Origin of the sequence: Clostridium sp. SHJSY1, from assembly GCF_031626875.1 — a bacterium.
Classification (GTDB): Bacteria; Bacillota; Clostridia; order Clostridiales; family Clostridiaceae; genus Clostridium.
On record NZ_JANDMF010000002.1, the window covers coordinates 114,829 to 130,728 of the forward strand.

Genomic DNA, 15,900 nt, shown 5'->3' on the forward strand with positions numbered 1-15,900 from the left:
CTTATATGATATATAAAACATTAGAATAATAAATTTTATTTAGATTATAAAAAACAAATCCTAACTACTATTATGTAATTAGAATTTGTTTTTTTATATTAATTTTGGTGACTAATTGTGGGTTTTTTTAATTATATTTTATGCTTCCATAAACATTTTCATATCATCTTCAACATTTGTTATTCCACCAATACCAAAGTTTTCAACTAAAACTTTAGCTACATTTGGTGAAAGGAATGCTGGTAGTGTTGGTCCTAAATGAATATTTTTTACACCAAGGTATAATAATGACAATAACACTATTACAGCTTTTTGTTCATACCATGCTATATTGTATGATATAGGTAGCTTATTAACATCATCTAATCCAAATACTTCTTGAAGTTTTAGAGCTATTACAACTAATGAATACGAATCATTACATTGTCCTGCATCTAATACTCTTGGAATTCCTCCAATATCACCTAGATTTAACTTGTTGTACTTGTATTTAGCACAACCAGCAGTTAATATAACTGTATCCATAGGTAATTTTTCTGCAAATTCTGTATAGTAATTTCTTGATTTTGCTCTTCCATCACAACCTGCCATTACAAAGAATCTCTTTATAGCACCAGATTTAACTGCATCAACAACCTTATCAGCTAAAGCTAGAACTTGGTTATGTGCAAATCCTCCAACTATTTGTCCATTTTCTATCTCTTTTGGAGCATCACATTTCTTTGCTAATTCAATAACTTGTGAAAAATCTTTTTTTCCTTCCTTATCAGCATCAATATGAGCACATCCTGGCATTCCAGTAGCCCCTGTTGTAAATAATCTATCTTTATATGAATCCTTTGGTATAACAACACAATTAGTTGTCATAAGGATTGGTCCATTAAAGCTTTCAAATTCTTCTTTTTGTTTCCACCAAGCATTACCATAGTTCCCAGCAAAGTGAGTATATTTCTTAAACTTTGGATAATATTGTCCTGCAAGCATTTCTCCATGAGTATATACATCTACTCCTGTTCCTTCTGTTTGTTCAAGCAACATTTCTAAATCTCTTAAATCATGTCCTGAAATTAATATTCCTGGATTTTTTCTAACTCCAATATCCACTGTTGTTATTTCTGGATTTCCATAAGTCTCAGTATTAGCTTTATCTAAAAGCGCCATTCCATCTACCCCAAATTTACCAGCTTCTAAAGCTAAAGCTACTAAATCATCTGCTGATAGACTATCATCTAATGTTGCTGCAAGTGCTCTTGCCATAAATCCATGAACTTCTTCATTATTATATTTTAAATTCATAGCATGCTTCATATAAGCTGATAATCCTTTTAATCCATAAGTTATAAGTTCTCTTAAACTTCTTACGTCTTCATTTTCAGTTGCTAATACTCCTACAGTTTCAGCTTTTTTATCAAATTCATCTATATTTCCAGTTGTCCATGTTACAGCATCTATTTGAGCAACTTGTCCTCCTACTTCAATAATTCTATTCTTTAGTTCATCTCTTAAATTTATTGTTTCTTTTACTCTTTCTAATATAGAATCTCTATCAAAGTTAGCATTTGTAATTGTAGTGAATAAGCTTTCAGTTATATACTTATCTACTTTATTATCTATAACTCCAACTTTTCTTCCTTCAGTACTAACTAAAGCTAATCCCTTAGTAGCATATACTAATAAATCTTGAGCCTTTGCTACACTTTCATCTTTTCCACAAACACCCTTTATAGTACATCCACTACACCCAGCAGTTTCTTGACATTGATAACAAAACATTGACATATTTATTCCTCCTACTTTATCTTAAAAAAATTATTATTTCCTTGCTACAAGATAAAGTATACTCAAATACTCTGATTTATTCTGTAACACATGTTACACTTTATAAATTTTTTTCATTTTTTATTAGTAACACAAATATAAAAACTCTTCCTATAGCTTTAAATTGAAAGTTTTTGAAATATTCTTTTTATATTGAAGTAAATATAATTCTTGCTTATCACTTCAAACATAAAAATATAAATTCAAAACATATAAAAACAGTAAAAAAGATGATTTTTAATTATATAAAAATCATCTTTTTTACTGTTTTTATTAAGTTCATTATTTTAACTCTCATCAAATGCTATATCTAAAATACCCTACCTGGCAATACAGCATCCATGATTCCTATAACTATAGCTGCTAATATAGCTCCTATTATGGACACACTCATATTTGGCACTAAATATTGTGCTAAATATATTATAATAGCAGAAATAACGAATCCTTTTATTCCCTTACCTATAGGAGATGCATCTACACCCATAAATGATTCTGCAAAATAATCTAGTATTGTTATTACAACTGCTGCAATTAAAAATGACCATAACCCTGTAATACTGAAACCTGGAGTTAAAAATGATGTTATTCCTAAAACAATCGCAACTAATATTAACCTTCCTATCCAACTAAAGAAACTACTTTTTTGATGCTCTCTACTATGCTCCTTATGTACCATTGTCATTCCTCCCTTAAAGTGATATTGTATGGTCTTCGAATATAGTATGTGTAATTTACACATTATTATAATTGATTAATTGATTATTTTTTTTGTAAACAATGAAAAAATTACATGAATATTTAAAACTTAATTGCTTCATTATATAATTTTTGCAATATATACAATTAAATATGATGAAGGTATAAAAAATAATACTGCTGCAAATGTACCTATTACTTTACTTCCAACCATAGCCATAATACATGTGCGAAAATCTTGCTCTGTACATTTCTTTTCTATTACATCATCAGTCATAACTGATAACTCAGGATCTATAAATATAGACATAAGAATTGTAGCAGTTCCATTAATAATTGAAGATAATGTTATGCAAGTTGCTCTTAAATCAGGTGCTATTATACCTGCATAAATTGGAGCTAAACTTCCTGTAGTTATGCAAGAAACTGCAATTAAATTATAAATGGTTATTCTTTTTGGAATTTTTTTGTAATTAATTTTTGTAATATTCTCTTTTACTGGTATAGCTATAGAATCTTTTATGTAGTTTATACCCGCCTTTGAAAAACTATGCATAACAAGTCTACAAATTGATTTATCAACCGAAAAACTTAACACACCTTTATAAAATATCCTCTGAAATGTTGGAAGAAAAAAAGCTGCAACAATTGTAGCTATTCCTGATATAACAATTATTAAATTAAATGTACCTATTAAACTACTATTATTTGAATTATTCTCGACCAATTTAGTAAGTAACGGGGATTGAAAAGTTACTGCTATTCTTGACACTAAAGTCAATATGTTAAACACAGATAAAGTAATAGCAATTTTTCCTGTTCTAACACCAACTAACCTAATAGAATAAGCTAATGTTCCTATTACTGAAATTATAAAATTTAATATCAAAATAATTATTATTTGTAAACTCATAGAATTCTATATTCCTCTCTTCTTTTTAAACAAATATTTTACTAATCATATTTGTAAATCTCATTGTTTAATATATTTCCTTGTTATGGTAATATATGAAGTGTAAATGCTCAATAAATTTATATAAATTAAAAATAAAGTTGAAAATTTAATTATAAGCACTTGAATTCTATTCAACTTTTTGGAGGTAATAGATGACTAATAATCCCATTAATTTAAACGAAATAAAGTTATTAAAAAATAACATATATAAAGAAGTCTCTTTAAACTTTGTATATAATTTAAAGAAAATAATACAATTAGAAGGCACACAAAAAAATTTATCTAAAAAAATTGGTATATCTGAGGACTTACTTTCTAAATATAAGGCTGGAGTAGCTTTTCCTTCCATAGAAACATTAATATATATATGTAAAGTATATAATATAAATTTAAATGATTTATTACATAAAACTTTATCATATAGCCAATTAGAATCTAATGTAAATTCTATTGAACCTATTGGAAACATATTTAGAAATAAATACTATGTGTATTTTTTTGTAACAAATACTACTAAGGAAGGTTCTATTCAAGAAGGTATTATTGATTTTAAGGAAAATGAAGTATCATTTCAAATACTTCATAATAACTCTGTAATTAAATGCTTTAATGGAAATTTCAAAACTTCTGATAAATTAGTTTTCTTTGAGTTTTCAAGCGAAAAAGACGGAATGTGTTACATTAATATGATAAAACCAAATGTAAATATGAAAAAATATATAGGTGGAATTGCTATACTGTTACTTCCATCACACGCTAACAGTAAACCTTGTTGTCAAAAGATTTTATTCTCAAAAGATAAAATTGATAGAGAAGCTTTTTATAAAGAAATGAGTGACATATTAAATTTTAATTCACATAATAATAGATTTGGAAATGTTAAAGTATCAACATATGACGATGAAAAAGCTTTTGATTTCATCTGTTCTATAGTTTTGTGATTAAATTATCAAATTATACAAAAACTTCAACAAATAATACATATTCATTGAAGTTTACTCTAAGCACTATTTCAAATATTTATACATTATAAACACTACAGCTAAAAACTGCAGTACATACTCTCCCATTCCCCCAGTTTTTAGCATCTTAATCCCAAACTTCTTTTTTATAGGAAAAAAGAGAGGTACGCCCATTATTGTAATAGCATCTACTAGTATATGCGTAATATAACTTATTCCCCATGTTAATGCTATTGATTTATTAAAATTATTAATTGCTGCTGTCGTTATTACAAGAGCCAATATTGAGTGAGTTATTTCTCTATGTTTCATTCCTAAAGGTTTGTCCCAATCTGGAGCAACAGATCCAATAACACCAAGAACACTTATAGGATCTTGTACAACTATTGAAATTGTTACTGCTACCCCCACTGCTATATGTGTCTGTTTCATCATTATATTTTTTCTCCTTGAGTTGCTGCTTTGTTTATCTTCAAATGTACATTATAGCACATAGCCCACATTTTTCTAACACTTTTAAAATATTCTATATGAAAATGCACACTCTTTAACGCATATTTTAAAATTAAAAGAAAGAATTAGCTAACTTAAGTTTTTCAATAATCAGAATCTATTTCTACCTCACTATCTTTTATATAATATTAAATATAATTTCTTGCATTAAAATAATATTAAACTATTTTCATCACCCAAATAGTCCCATTACAGCAATAATATAGCAAGGTAGTAGACTACTTTCTATTCATTTTTTAAAATTTTCTAGACAAATAACATTAATTTGAAATATGGCCATCTTTTACAGGAACTATAAACGTTTCATCTAATCCATATTTTCTAAGAATTTTAAGAATTGTTAAATCCTCTTTCATATCATCAATTGCTTTATTTAGTTCTTTTAGAAAATTTACATCACTTTTCCTAACTGCTGCTGCAATTCTTCCTGGTGTTTCTGGTGTATATTCTTTTACAGATGATATTTTTAAATATAGCTTAGGATCTTGTGATATGAAATATGATGCAACAATGGAATCTGTTATAGCAGCATCTATTTTCCCAGTATTTACAGCATTCAATAGATCTTTTTGATTATTAAATGTTATTACATTTTTCACTGAGCCATCTTTTTCCCACTTCTTAGCTAAATCTGAGTAAACTGTCCCTTTCAAAGCTCCAATCCCTACCTTTGCATTTTTTAAATCTTCTTTAAAAATAATTTTCGAAACTTTTGGGGTTATAATAGCCTCAGATTCCTTGTACAATATATTTGTAAATGAAGCTAATTTTTTTCGTTCCTCAGTAACATACATTCCATCTGCTATTATATCTATATCTTCATCAACATTTAATTGGTTTAATAACTGATCAAATGGAACTTCTTTCATTTTTACTTTATTAATTCCTAAACGCCTTGCTGCTTCCTTCATAATATCTGCATCAATTCCAGTAAATTCACTAGTTTTAGGATTTATATATGCAAATGGTACATCATTTGAGGATGCAACAGTTAATTCCCCTTTCTCTTTTATTTTTTGTAATCTATCTACTTCTTGCATTGGTATGTTATTTTCATTTGGTAGTTGTATTAAAGTGTATCCAACACTAGTTGTAAGATTTATTATAACAACTAAAGAAACTAAAAACTTAAAAAAGTTCTTCAATTTGGCTCCTCCTTAGCTTTATTAATTTTTTAAATATTCATTTACCAATATAATAAATAAATTATTATGGAATATAATGATCTCTTATTCCATACTTAGTAAGTATCTGGTACAAAGTTCCATCATTCTTCATCTCTTGTAATTTCTCATTAATTGCATTTAATAATGTAGTGTCCTCTTTTTTTAAAGGATATCCTACAGTAGCAACCTTTTCAGATTTATATTGGGTTGGAGATAATATTTTAAAGTTTGATTTAGGATTTTTTTGAACAATATTTTGTTCTATTGTGATTGCAGCAAGTATAGCATCTATAGTTTTATTCTGCAATCCTATTCTTAAAGAATCCCTATTATCAAAAATCAAATAATTTTTGATAAATCCTTGTTCTTTCCAATTTTTAACTATATCTTCATACACTTCACCTTTATTTACACCAATAATTAAATTTTTTAAATCATCCTTACTATTTATGTTTGTATCTTTTCTAGTTAATATTCCATCTCTAGCATCATAAATGGGTATGGTAAAATCCACTAATCGTTTTCTCTCATCTGTTATGGTTATTCCATCTACTATCATATCAATGTCAGAACTCTTGACTAAATCTTCAAATAAATTAGAAAACAAAGTATATCTTGCCTCCACTTTGTTAACTCCTAAACGTTTAGCTACCTCTCGTATAATATCTGCATCTATGCCACTAAATTCACCAGTTCTAGGATTTTTATAAGAGTATGGTTCATTATTAGATGATAGTATTGTCAATACTCCCTTTTCTTTTATTTTCTGCAATCTATCTACATTCTGTGTTGATATCTTATTCTCATCTGGTAGCTGTACTATTGAATTTCCTATATTAGTATTTAGGCTAAGTATAACAGTCAAAGGAATCAGAAACTTAAACCAGTTCTTCAATTAGACCCCTCCTTAATTTTATTATAAAAAAATACTATTTAGATAGTTCTTTAACAATATAATAACTAAATCACATATTTCTATATTTCCTCTTGACTTGTGTAATTATTCTTTTTGTAATTCATTTTCCTTATTTACACGAAAATTAAGATAATAAACAAAATTTCATCAAAAAACTCACAAACCTTAATACTATTTAAGATTTGTGAGTTAAGAATGATTCGTAGAATAATTAAAATATAATATAACTAAAATTGGAACCATAGTGCATGTTACACTAATTTTAAAGTAAGGCTTTATAATTAGATATATACAAAACAAAAACCCACAAACCTTAACATTATCTAAGGTTGTGAGTTATATAATGATCCATAGGGGAATCGAACCCCTGATTCCACCGTGAGAGGGTGGCGTCTTGACCGCTTGACCAATAGACCAGAACATGAATTAGTATATCACATATTTTCCATGAATGGAATTACTAATATGCTCCATATTTATCTAAATATCAGCATTATTAACAAACTGATGTATTATGCTTTCATATTCTTCTTTTTTCTCTTTATATGATGTTAAATGTACAGCGTTAGGTATAATTAGCAACATATCATCTTCTTTAGCCCTCTTTTTATACATATCAATCGCCATACTAGCTGGAACCTTTTTATCTTCATCCCCATGTATAAATAATATTGGAGTATCACAATCAGTTATCTCATTTATTGGAGAAACATCTTCAAATTTAAAGCCACATCTTTTATTAACTTTTAAATTTAGAAGCCAATATACTAAAGTAAAAGGGACATATTTTACTTTAGAGAATTCATATCGAATTATTTCTTTAGCTGAAGAATATCCACAATCTTCAATTATAAAGTTAACCTTATCATTCCTTGCTCCACACATAAGTACCGTTGCAGCGCCCATAGATTGTCCATGTAATCCTAAAAACAACTTTTCTCCTTTTTTATTTTCAATAAAATCAATCCATAAATTTAAATCATCTTTTTCATTATATCCATATGTTGCATATTTCCCTTCACTATTTCCATGAGCTCTTTCTTCAACTAATAATATATTAAATTTCTCTTTTAAAAACATTGGAATGAAAGGTGTATGAAGATAATAATTTGCACTATATCCATGAACCAAAATTATATATCTATTATTATCTTTAAATCTCTCAATTAAATGTCCAGTTAATTTTAACCCATCTTTTGATACAATTGAAACATCTTCCATTTCTAAATTTTCAAAATATTCTTTATCCCAGAGACCCCATCCTTCAATTCTTTTAATTGAATCTTCTTTAGTCTTTCTACTTGCAAGAAAAGCTTTCTTAAATGCATACTCTGATGTAAAATGTAAATAAATCAAAAAAATTACAACTAATATTACAACAATTATCAAATTTATCTCCCTACCTTTCATAAGTAATAATAACATTTTTTATAAAAATAAAAAAGAGTAGCTTTACACACATAAGCCACTCTTTTTTACAATCCAATAGACAAATACATTTCTATTCCTTTCTAATTAACTTTGTAATTTTTGAGCTAATTCCTTTAACTCTTCAAAAGTTAATTCAGCTAAGTAAGACCTGTTAAGCTCTGATTCAGCTAGCCCACGATCTTTGCCTAAAGTTAATATCGTAGTGATGTACATTTCTCTATAATCTCTTACTGCCATAACTCCACCTCCTTTAATAATATTATTTATTATACTCTTTATACTATGCAAGTCAAGAAATTTTGACTACAAATATTTGAGCAATTTTGATTTTTTCTTTTTTACAATAGTTATTATACTATATTATTTTAAATTTTCAAAATATTTTATCTCCTTTTTGATTTTTTATTCATTTTTAACTTAAATAGCCTTTTTTTCTTTAATTAATAAACCTAATTTGACTATTTTCACGTTTTCTAAAAGCTACTTTTCTATTTTACTTTATTTTATTTTGCAAGAAAAGTATTTCTCATTGTCAATTTTCACATTTTATCACAATAAAGGTTAGATCTAATTTTGTTGTATTCATACAACATGATTTAATGATTTTAACACAAATAAAAAAAGAAAAAAGCCTTTACAAACATTGTAGTTTGTAAAGACTCTATATTATTTTAAACTATCCAAATAAGCTACAGCACTTAATGATGCTATATTACCTTCTCCAGCTGCTTTTATGTATTGATATGGCTTTCCTATACAATCACCACAAGCAAAAAGACCTTTAAGATTACTAGCCATTAACCTATCAACTTTAACATGCCCATCTTCTTCTTGTAAACCAGGTACTAATTGTGATGGCGAAATAGCATCTTTTAATAAGAATAACCCATCAGTTTCTATTTCTCTATTTTTTAAAATAAGTTTATTTACTTTACTTTCACCCTTAACTTCAATAGGTCTATCTTCTACAAGTTCTATATTTTCATTTAACTTGTAATTCCCCTTGTATAAAGGAACGTAATAAACTTTAGACGCTAATTCACCAACATAATTTGCTTCTTGTTCACCTTCTTGGTTTGAAGAAACTATACAAACAACTTTTTCTCTATAAAGTGGTGCATCACATGTAGCACAATACCCTACCCCTTTTCCAAGGTATTCAAGTTCACCTTTTAAAGGTTTAGAAAATTCAACACCAGAAGCCAATATCACCGATTTTGCTTCATACATTTTTTCATTAACCATAAGAGCAAAATAATCACCCATTGAATAAATATTATTTATTCTCTCTTCTGTGATTTGTATATTCATATCTTTTATATGATCTAAAAATGCTTTTGCTAACTTTTCTCCAGAAGAACCTGGAAATCCTAGATAGTTATTAATTTTGGGTGCTTTTTGAATCTTAGAACTTAATATTTTGCTACCAAATAAAATGAAAGATTTATTTCTAATCTTAGCATTAATAGCAGCTGATAAGCCAGCTGGCCCAGACCCTACTATAGCAATATCATATCTTTCAGACATATATTATAAAACCTCTTCTAGTGCTTCCTTTAATACTTCTTTTGGCATAAATCCAACTTTTGTTTCCACATCTGCACCATCTTTAAATATCTTAATTGTTGGAATACTTTGTACTCCATACTTATTAGCAATTTCTCCACTTTCATCTACATCTAACTTAACTATTTTAACTTTTTCTCCCATTTCTGTTTGTAATTCTTCTAATATTGGTGAAAGCATCTTACAAGGAGCACACCAAGTAGCAAAAAAATCTACAACTACTATTCCTTTGCTATTTAATACTTCTTCTGTAAAACTATCAGTATTTATATGATTTAACATTTAATCTCCTCCTTATACCCCTTGGGGGTATGTTCCTTTTTCTTAATTTTACTCCTGTAAGCAAAACTTGTCAATTGAATTTCAAGGCCAATAAAGTATTGATAATCTTATTTTAAGATATAATTAATTAAATTATACCCACTACATAAACATCTTCACTAAGATTTTCTCTATATTTCGTGCTAGTATGTTATATATAAATATAAGTCCCATGCAGTATATTGTATTTAATACTACTGGCTTTATACTATTATTTTCTTTAAATTTCTTAAAATTTTTACTTATTAAAAATATTGCTATAACCCATGGAATTAATCCCTCTACTGAGATTATAGGCATAACAAAACATATTCCACATAAAATATACAATAATATATTTTTCTTAGTCATTAAAATCAGCCTCATCTCTATAATAATTTCCTCTAATCATCTTATCACTAATAGTAATCATACTCTTTATCTTTTCTTGCTCTTCTGTAGAAAGTCCATCTTGCATTAATTCATAATTTGAAAGTAACGCATAACTTTTATCTGTATTTAGCAAGTTTCTTCCAATGGTTAGTATACTTGAATAACTTTCTTTTGGTGCTCCAAATAAATAAGCTATGGTTGGAAGTGTATCTATTTGTCCACCTTTTACTGATAATGTCTTTCCTTGTATATCTTTGTTATAAATAATAAGAGGAACCTTTTTATCATTCTTTTCCATCCAAGGTTCTAAGTTTTTTGTAGCTTTAACTTCATCATCATAGAACTTATGAACACCTTCATGATCCCCATACATAACAACTACTGTATTATCAAGCGCACCACTTTCCTCAAGATCAGTAAGCAATTTTCCAATATATCTATCTGTATAATTTATTGATTGAAAATATCCCCCAAGTCTTGTTCCTTCTAAATTTTCAGGGAGCTTTAAATATCTGTCATTTTCAGGCATATCAAAAGGGCTATGACTAGTTAATGTGATTGTATATGCCATATATGGTGATTTTTGAGTTTTAAGCACTTCATTAAATTGCTTTAAATAACTTTCATCAGAAACTCCTAGATTTATTACATCTGTAGTATCATAATCTGCTGAATCTAATAATTTTTCGTATCCCATTGATTTAAGACTAGTCATCCAGTTCCAATATGATCCTTTATCTGGATGGGATGCTAAAGTACTATACCCCATATTTTTAAAAATGTTAGGCAAAGAATACTTGTAAGTATTTGTGGGATATCTAAAAAACGTTGCACCTTCTCGTACTGGAAAAACAGAGGTATTTGTCATTAATTCAGCATCTGAGCTTGTCCCACCATAAGTCTGTTCATAAAAATTATCAAAATATAAAGAATTGGAAAGCAACTTATTTACATTAGGAGTTATTTCCTTTCCTTCTATCTTCTGATTTATAACACAATTCTCAAGAGATTCCCACTGAATTACCAATAAATTTTTGCCTTTAAGCATTCCAGCATATTCATTATCTTGTTTATTTTCTTTAAGGCTAGATAATGTATTCTTAACCTCTTCTTTTTCATTAGAATTAAATTTATAAGGTTTTGACTGCTCATAAAAATCATAAGCATCATAAACATGGTATCCAATAGGAGTTAGATTACCCATAGTTTGATTTGGACTCCAGCATGTTCTAAATAGATATTGTCCTGTAAACCCACCTTCTTTTTTATCTATTTTTACATGCAAATATGCTAAAAATGTAAATGCTAACAACAAAATACTTAATGCGCCTATAGTATTTCTAGGATTTTTAGTATATGTCTTTCTATTTTTTATATTTATAACAGCCATAACAACTAAATCAATTAGAAATATCCCATCAACTAATCTTACCATTGATATAATAGAACTTCCTAAATTGTCTAAATTACTTGTCATACTAAACATATGATAATTTAAGAAAACTGAATTTGACCTATAATACCACATGTCACCTATAACCAATATAGTGAATAAAAGATTCAATCCCCAAAAACTCCATTTTTGTGCCCTTCCTTTAAAAAACAATCCTAAAGATACAAAAGCTGCATTGATAGCTATCCAACCACCAAATGGAGGTAGTGCAATAAACACACTTTTTAAATGTATTCCATTTGCTTTATCATCAGATAATAATGCTATAAACAATAATGTTTTAACCAATATAATAATTAAATTAATTTTGAAATTTTTATTATTAATGCCTTCTATAAATTTCATTTTAATCTTTGCAGGCATACTTAATTTTACTACTTCATCTTTATAATTTAACATTGATTATGTCCTCCTTATATATAAATATGTATATAGATATAGTATCATAAACTATTAATATAGGATATTGATTGTTGGAGTAAATTTTCGAATGATTTTAGTGTAAATATCCATTATATCCAGGGTTAATTATACATAATAACATTATTTTCGAGTTTCTATGAGAATAAAATTTATATAATAAGACAAATACCATTAAACATTTTAATTATAATAATAAAATATAGGTTTAAATAAAAAAAAGAAAGACATCTTATCTTGTTATAATTAAACTACTATTTAAAAAGAAACAAAATTTAATATTAAAATAAGATTTTTTTCAGATATGTAATAGAGAAATATTTAATGCCAGAGTAGTATTGTATACCTTTAATAATTTACCCACAGTGATAGATATATTTTTAACTTAAAACTCTACTCTATCTAAATTTTTATTATATATAAACATATATATAGAAGCTCCAAATATAATTCCATATCCAATAAAGCTCCAAATATCTGGTAATACTCCAAATAACATAAAACTGAATATAGCTGCAAAAGCTATATTACTATAATCAAAAATTGATATTTCTTTAGCTGGTGAATATTTATACGCAAATGTAATTCCAAACTGTCCAACACTTGCACTTATTCCTGCTAATATAAGATATAAAAATTGTATAATTGTCATATGTTCATATGTGATTATTGTAAATGGTGCAATAATCAAACTAGATATTAATGAAAAATAAAACACTATAGTCTTTGGTTTTTCTTTACCACTTAATGCTCTAACACAAGTATATGCTCCTGCTGCTGTAACTCCTCCTAAAATCCCTGCCAATGCTGGAATTATCTCAAAATTCAACCTAGGTCTAATTACAAACAAAACACCAATAAAGGCAATTGTTAATCCAGTTACTTGTTTTGAATTAATCTTTTCATTTAAAAACAACATTGAAAATATAATTACAAAAAATGGACTAAGCTTGTTTAACATATTAGCATCTGATAAAACCAAATGATCTATTGAATAAAAATTTAATACTATTCCTAATGTTCCAAGTATAGACCTCATTAAAAGAAGTTTTTGGTTTTCTTTTTTCCCTAAAAGACTATCTTTACTTTTTAAAATTAAAAAGAATGCTACTACTAATGAAACAAGATTCCTAAAAAATGTTTTTTCAAAGGATGGCAAATCTCCAGCCAGTTTAACAAAGGCAGACATAGCAGCAAAGCCACAAGCTGATAATGTTATACATAATATTCCTTTTGTTCTATTACTAAAACTCACCCATTTCACCTCTTTCTGTGTTAGTATATCATACTTTAATTAAAATTTAGATAAAATAACTTTGTTCTAAATTCTTATTTAAATATATCAATCTAGATTCTCATAAAATTCTAATAAATCCTTAACAACTTAAAAATTATACCTAACAAATCTTGTGACAATTTGTCAAATCTAAATCCATATAAATCCAATATCATTAATAATTAATTAATAATATTTCAAATATATTAATATTATAACCTTTAAGTTAACATGCCAAAAAAGGTATTTCTTTTTTCTGAAAATTTGTTATTATGATAATATAATTTTTATAAAAAATAGCTATCAAAGGAGATAGTGATTTTGTCTAAACAAGACATCATCACTGTCTCTATTTTTTTTACGAAAGGATTGATAATTATGACAAATCTAGGAGATAGTGCTTTTATCTTAGTAAGCACAGCATTGGTATTTCTTATGACACCAGGACTTGCATTTTTCTATGGAGGAATGGTAAGACGAAAAAACGTTTTAAACACAATTCTTTCATCGTTTTTTGTATGTGGACTAGCTTCTGTATTGTGGATAGTTATTGGATACTCATTATCTTTTGGTGATGATATTAAAGGAATTATTGGGGGATTTAATCATTTATTTTTTATTGGTGTTAGTATGGATCCTAATGATGTTTATGCTGCTACCATTCCTGAAACATTGTTTGCAGCATTTCAAATGATGTTTTCAATTATAACTCCAGCACTTATTACCGGATCTTTAGTTGGCAGAATGAAATTTAAAGCTCTATTTATATTTATAGCTGCATGGTTGGTTTTAGTTTACTATCCTCTTGCACATATGGTATGGGGAGATGGTGGGATTTTAAGAACTTTAGGTGCTGTTGATTTTGCTGGTGGTAATGTTGTTCATATAAGTTCAGGTGTTAGTGGACTCGTAGCTTGTCTTATATTAGGTAAAAGACGTGGGTATGGTATGATTTCTCACAAACCACATAATATTCCCTTTGTATTTTTGGGGGCTGCTTTACTTTGGTTTGGATGGTTTGGTTTTAATGCTGGAAGTGCTTTAGGTTCAGGCGAACTTGCTGTGCATGCATTTTTAACAACTAACACTTCTGCAGCAGCAGCATTATTATCATGGATGTTGATTGAAAAAATCAAATTCGGTAAACCTACTCTACTTGGTGCTTCAACTGGTGCAGTTATTGGACTTGTTGCAATAACTCCAGGCGCAGGATTCGTTCCAATATGGTCATCTTTAATCATAGGGGCATTAGTAAGTCCAATTTGTTTCTTTGGAATATCAATTATCAAATCAAAATTAGGTATTGATGATGCTCTGGATGCATTTGGATGTCATGGAATTGGTGGTATTTGGGGAGGAATCGCTACAGGATTATTTACCCAAACTTCTATTAATTCATCAGCTCAATGGAATGGACTTTTCTTTGGAGATGCTCATTTATTTATAGTTCAAATTATAAGTATAATAGCAACTATTGCACTTGCTGCAACTATGACATTTATTATTCTTAAATTAATATCATTATTTATGGAGATTAGAGTATCTGAATCTGACGAAGCTAATGGATTAGATATGTCAGAACATAGCGAAACAGCTTACCCATCATTTATGGGACTTGATTAAGGAGGTATTTTTATATGAAAAAAATTGAAGCGATTATTAGACCTGCAAAACTTGAAGAACTTAAAGATGAATTGCATAAAGCTAAAATAACAGGCCTTACTATATCTCAAGTACTTGGTTGTGGTCAACAATTAGGTTGGAAAGAACATTATAGAAGTAGTGAAGTTTCAATAAATATTTTGCCTAAAATAGAAGTAAAACTTATAGTTGATGATATTGAAGTAGAGAAAATAATTGATCTTATAATAAAAATTGCTAGAACCGGAGAAGTTGGTGATGGTAAAATATTTGTTTCAAACATTGAGGATTGTGTCAGAATCAGAACAGGCGAAAGAGGTAAAAATGCCCTATAAAAAGGTATAATATTATTTATATTCATATTAATATTATGCTCAAAAAAGAGAATTCA

Annotated in this window: 16 protein-coding genes and 1 tRNA gene; 3 read left to right on the plus strand and 14 right to left on the minus strand. The window is 27.8% G+C overall.

Features of this window, described 5'->3' with window-relative positions; translation table 11 throughout:
• Positions 1–138 precede the first annotated feature (138 nt).
• From hcp to NNC19_RS01730, 3 genes are all read right to left on the minus strand, one after another.
• Positions 139–1,779, minus strand: a complete 1,641-nt coding sequence (hcp, locus tag NNC19_RS01720) for a hydroxylamine reductase (protein WP_310936869.1) — start codon at positions 1,777–1,779, stop codon at positions 139–141.
• A 349-nt stretch (positions 1,780–2,128) separates the two neighbouring features.
• The gene (locus tag NNC19_RS01725; RefSeq protein ID WP_310936870.1) at positions 2,129–2,497 is read right to left on the minus strand and encodes a phage holin family protein; all 369 of its coding nucleotides are present in this window, start codon (positions 2,495–2,497) and stop codon (positions 2,129–2,131) included.
• A gap of 141 nt (positions 2,498–2,638) precedes the next feature.
• The gene (locus NNC19_RS01730) at positions 2,639–3,430 is read right to left on the minus strand and encodes a lipid II flippase Amj family protein (RefSeq protein ID WP_310936871.1); all 792 of its coding nucleotides are present in this window, start codon (positions 3,428–3,430) and stop codon (positions 2,639–2,641) included.
• Positions 3,431–3,624: 194 nt separating this feature from the next.
• On the opposite strand from NNC19_RS01730, the gene NNC19_RS01735 reads away from it, so the two are divergent.
• Positions 3,625–4,413, plus strand: a complete 789-nt coding sequence (locus NNC19_RS01735) for a helix-turn-helix transcriptional regulator (RefSeq protein WP_310936872.1) — start codon at positions 3,625–3,627, stop codon at positions 4,411–4,413.
• Between the two features lie 66 nt (positions 4,414–4,479).
• On the opposite strand, the gene NNC19_RS01740 is transcribed toward NNC19_RS01735, so the two are convergent.
• The 11 genes from NNC19_RS01740 to NNC19_RS01790 form a co-directional block, all read right to left on the minus strand.
• A complete protein-coding gene (locus NNC19_RS01740; protein WP_310936873.1) occupies positions 4,480–4,869 on the minus strand; it encodes a metal-dependent hydrolase in 390 nt (129 codons plus the stop codon).
• Positions 4,870–5,207: 338 nt separating this feature from the next.
• Positions 5,208–6,092, minus strand: coding sequence for an ABC transporter substrate-binding protein (locus tag NNC19_RS01745; RefSeq protein WP_310936874.1), 885 nt, complete (start codon positions 6,090–6,092; stop codon positions 5,208–5,210).
• Positions 6,093–6,156: 64 nt separating this feature from the next.
• The gene (locus NNC19_RS01750; RefSeq protein ID WP_310936875.1) at positions 6,157–7,008 is read right to left on the minus strand and encodes a transporter substrate-binding domain-containing protein; all 852 of its coding nucleotides are present in this window, start codon (positions 7,006–7,008) and stop codon (positions 6,157–6,159) included.
• Between the two features lie 365 nt (positions 7,009–7,373).
• Positions 7,374–7,445 (minus strand) — tRNA-Glu (locus NNC19_RS01755).
• A gap of 64 nt (positions 7,446–7,509) precedes the next feature.
• Positions 7,510–8,418 carry an alpha/beta hydrolase gene (locus tag NNC19_RS01760; protein ID WP_310936876.1) on the minus strand — a complete coding sequence of 303 codons (909 nt, stop codon included), beginning with the start codon at positions 8,416–8,418 and terminating at the stop codon, positions 7,510–7,512.
• 126 nt (positions 8,419–8,544) lie between these two features.
• Positions 8,545–8,697, minus strand: a complete 153-nt coding sequence (locus tag NNC19_RS01765; protein WP_310936877.1) for a hypothetical protein — start codon at positions 8,695–8,697, stop codon at positions 8,545–8,547.
• Between the two features lie 429 nt (positions 8,698–9,126).
• A complete protein-coding gene (locus NNC19_RS01770) occupies positions 9,127–9,987 on the minus strand; it encodes an NAD(P)/FAD-dependent oxidoreductase (RefSeq protein ID WP_310936878.1) in 861 nt (286 codons plus the stop codon).
• A gap of 3 nt (positions 9,988–9,990) precedes the next feature.
• Positions 9,991–10,308: a thioredoxin gene (gene trxA, locus NNC19_RS01775; protein ID WP_310936879.1), complete on the minus strand. Its 318-nt coding sequence runs from the start codon at positions 10,306–10,308 to the stop codon at positions 9,991–9,993.
• 141 nt (positions 10,309–10,449) lie between these two features.
• The gene (locus NNC19_RS01780; protein ID WP_310936880.1) at positions 10,450–10,698 is read right to left on the minus strand and encodes a hypothetical protein; all 249 of its coding nucleotides are present in this window, start codon (positions 10,696–10,698) and stop codon (positions 10,450–10,452) included.
• The gene (locus tag NNC19_RS01785) at positions 10,691–12,571 is read right to left on the minus strand and encodes an LTA synthase family protein (RefSeq protein ID WP_310936881.1); all 1,881 of its coding nucleotides are present in this window, start codon (positions 12,569–12,571) and stop codon (positions 10,691–10,693) included. Before NNC19_RS01785 ends, NNC19_RS01780 begins: the two co-directional genes overlap by 8 nt.
• Before the next feature lie 406 nt (positions 12,572–12,977).
• A complete protein-coding gene (locus NNC19_RS01790; RefSeq protein WP_310936882.1) occupies positions 12,978–13,856 on the minus strand; it encodes a DMT family transporter in 879 nt (292 codons plus the stop codon).
• A 387-nt stretch (positions 13,857–14,243) separates the two neighbouring features.
• On the opposite strand from NNC19_RS01790, the gene NNC19_RS01795 reads away from it, so the two are divergent.
• Both NNC19_RS01795 and NNC19_RS01800 read left to right on the plus strand, forming a co-directional pair.
• Complete coding sequence (locus NNC19_RS01795) at positions 14,244–15,491, plus strand: ammonium transporter (RefSeq protein ID WP_310937000.1); 1,248 nt, start codon at positions 14,244–14,246, stop codon at positions 15,489–15,491.
• Positions 15,492–15,505: 14 nt separating this feature from the next.
• On the plus strand, positions 15,506–15,844 hold the full coding sequence (locus tag NNC19_RS01800) for a P-II family nitrogen regulator (RefSeq protein WP_310936883.1): 339 nt from the start codon (positions 15,506–15,508) through the stop codon (positions 15,842–15,844).
• The last annotated feature ends 56 nt before the right edge of the window (positions 15,845–15,900 follow it).

What these genes read in the sequence shown, in the direction of transcription:
- hcp (WP_310936869.1), bottom strand. Translation starts at nt 1,779, where the DNA reads ATGTCAATGTTTTGTTATCAATGTCAAGAAACTGCTGGGTGTAGTGGA.
- NNC19_RS01725 (WP_310936870.1), bottom strand. Translation starts at nt 2,497, where the DNA reads ATGGTACATAAGGAGCATAGTAGAGAGCATCAAAAAAGTAGTTTCTTT.
- NNC19_RS01730 (WP_310936871.1), bottom strand. Translation starts at nt 3,430, where the DNA reads ATGAGTTTACAAATAATAATTATTTTGATATTAAATTTTATAATTTCA.
- NNC19_RS01735 (WP_310936872.1), top strand. Translation starts at nt 3,625, where the DNA reads ATGACTAATAATCCCATTAATTTAAACGAAATAAAGTTATTAAAAAAT.
- NNC19_RS01740 (WP_310936873.1), bottom strand. Translation starts at nt 4,869, where the DNA reads ATGATGAAACAGACACATATAGCAGTGGGGGTAGCAGTAACAATTTCA.
- NNC19_RS01765 (WP_310936877.1), bottom strand. Translation starts at nt 8,697, where the DNA reads ATGGCAGTAAGAGATTATAGAGAAATGTACATCACTACGATATTAACT.
- NNC19_RS01770 (WP_310936878.1), bottom strand. Translation starts at nt 9,987, where the DNA reads ATGTCTGAAAGATATGATATTGCTATAGTAGGGTCTGGGCCAGCTGGC.
- trxA (WP_310936879.1), bottom strand. Translation starts at nt 10,308, where the DNA reads ATGTTAAATCATATAAATACTGATAGTTTTACAGAAGAAGTATTAAAT.
- NNC19_RS01780 (WP_310936880.1), bottom strand. Translation starts at nt 10,698, where the DNA reads ATGACTAAGAAAAATATATTATTGTATATTTTATGTGGAATATGTTTT.
- NNC19_RS01785 (WP_310936881.1), bottom strand. Translation starts at nt 12,571, where the DNA reads ATGTTAAATTATAAAGATGAAGTAGTAAAATTAAGTATGCCTGCAAAG.
- NNC19_RS01800 (WP_310936883.1), top strand. Translation starts at nt 15,506, where the DNA reads ATGAAAAAAATTGAAGCGATTATTAGACCTGCAAAACTTGAAGAACTT.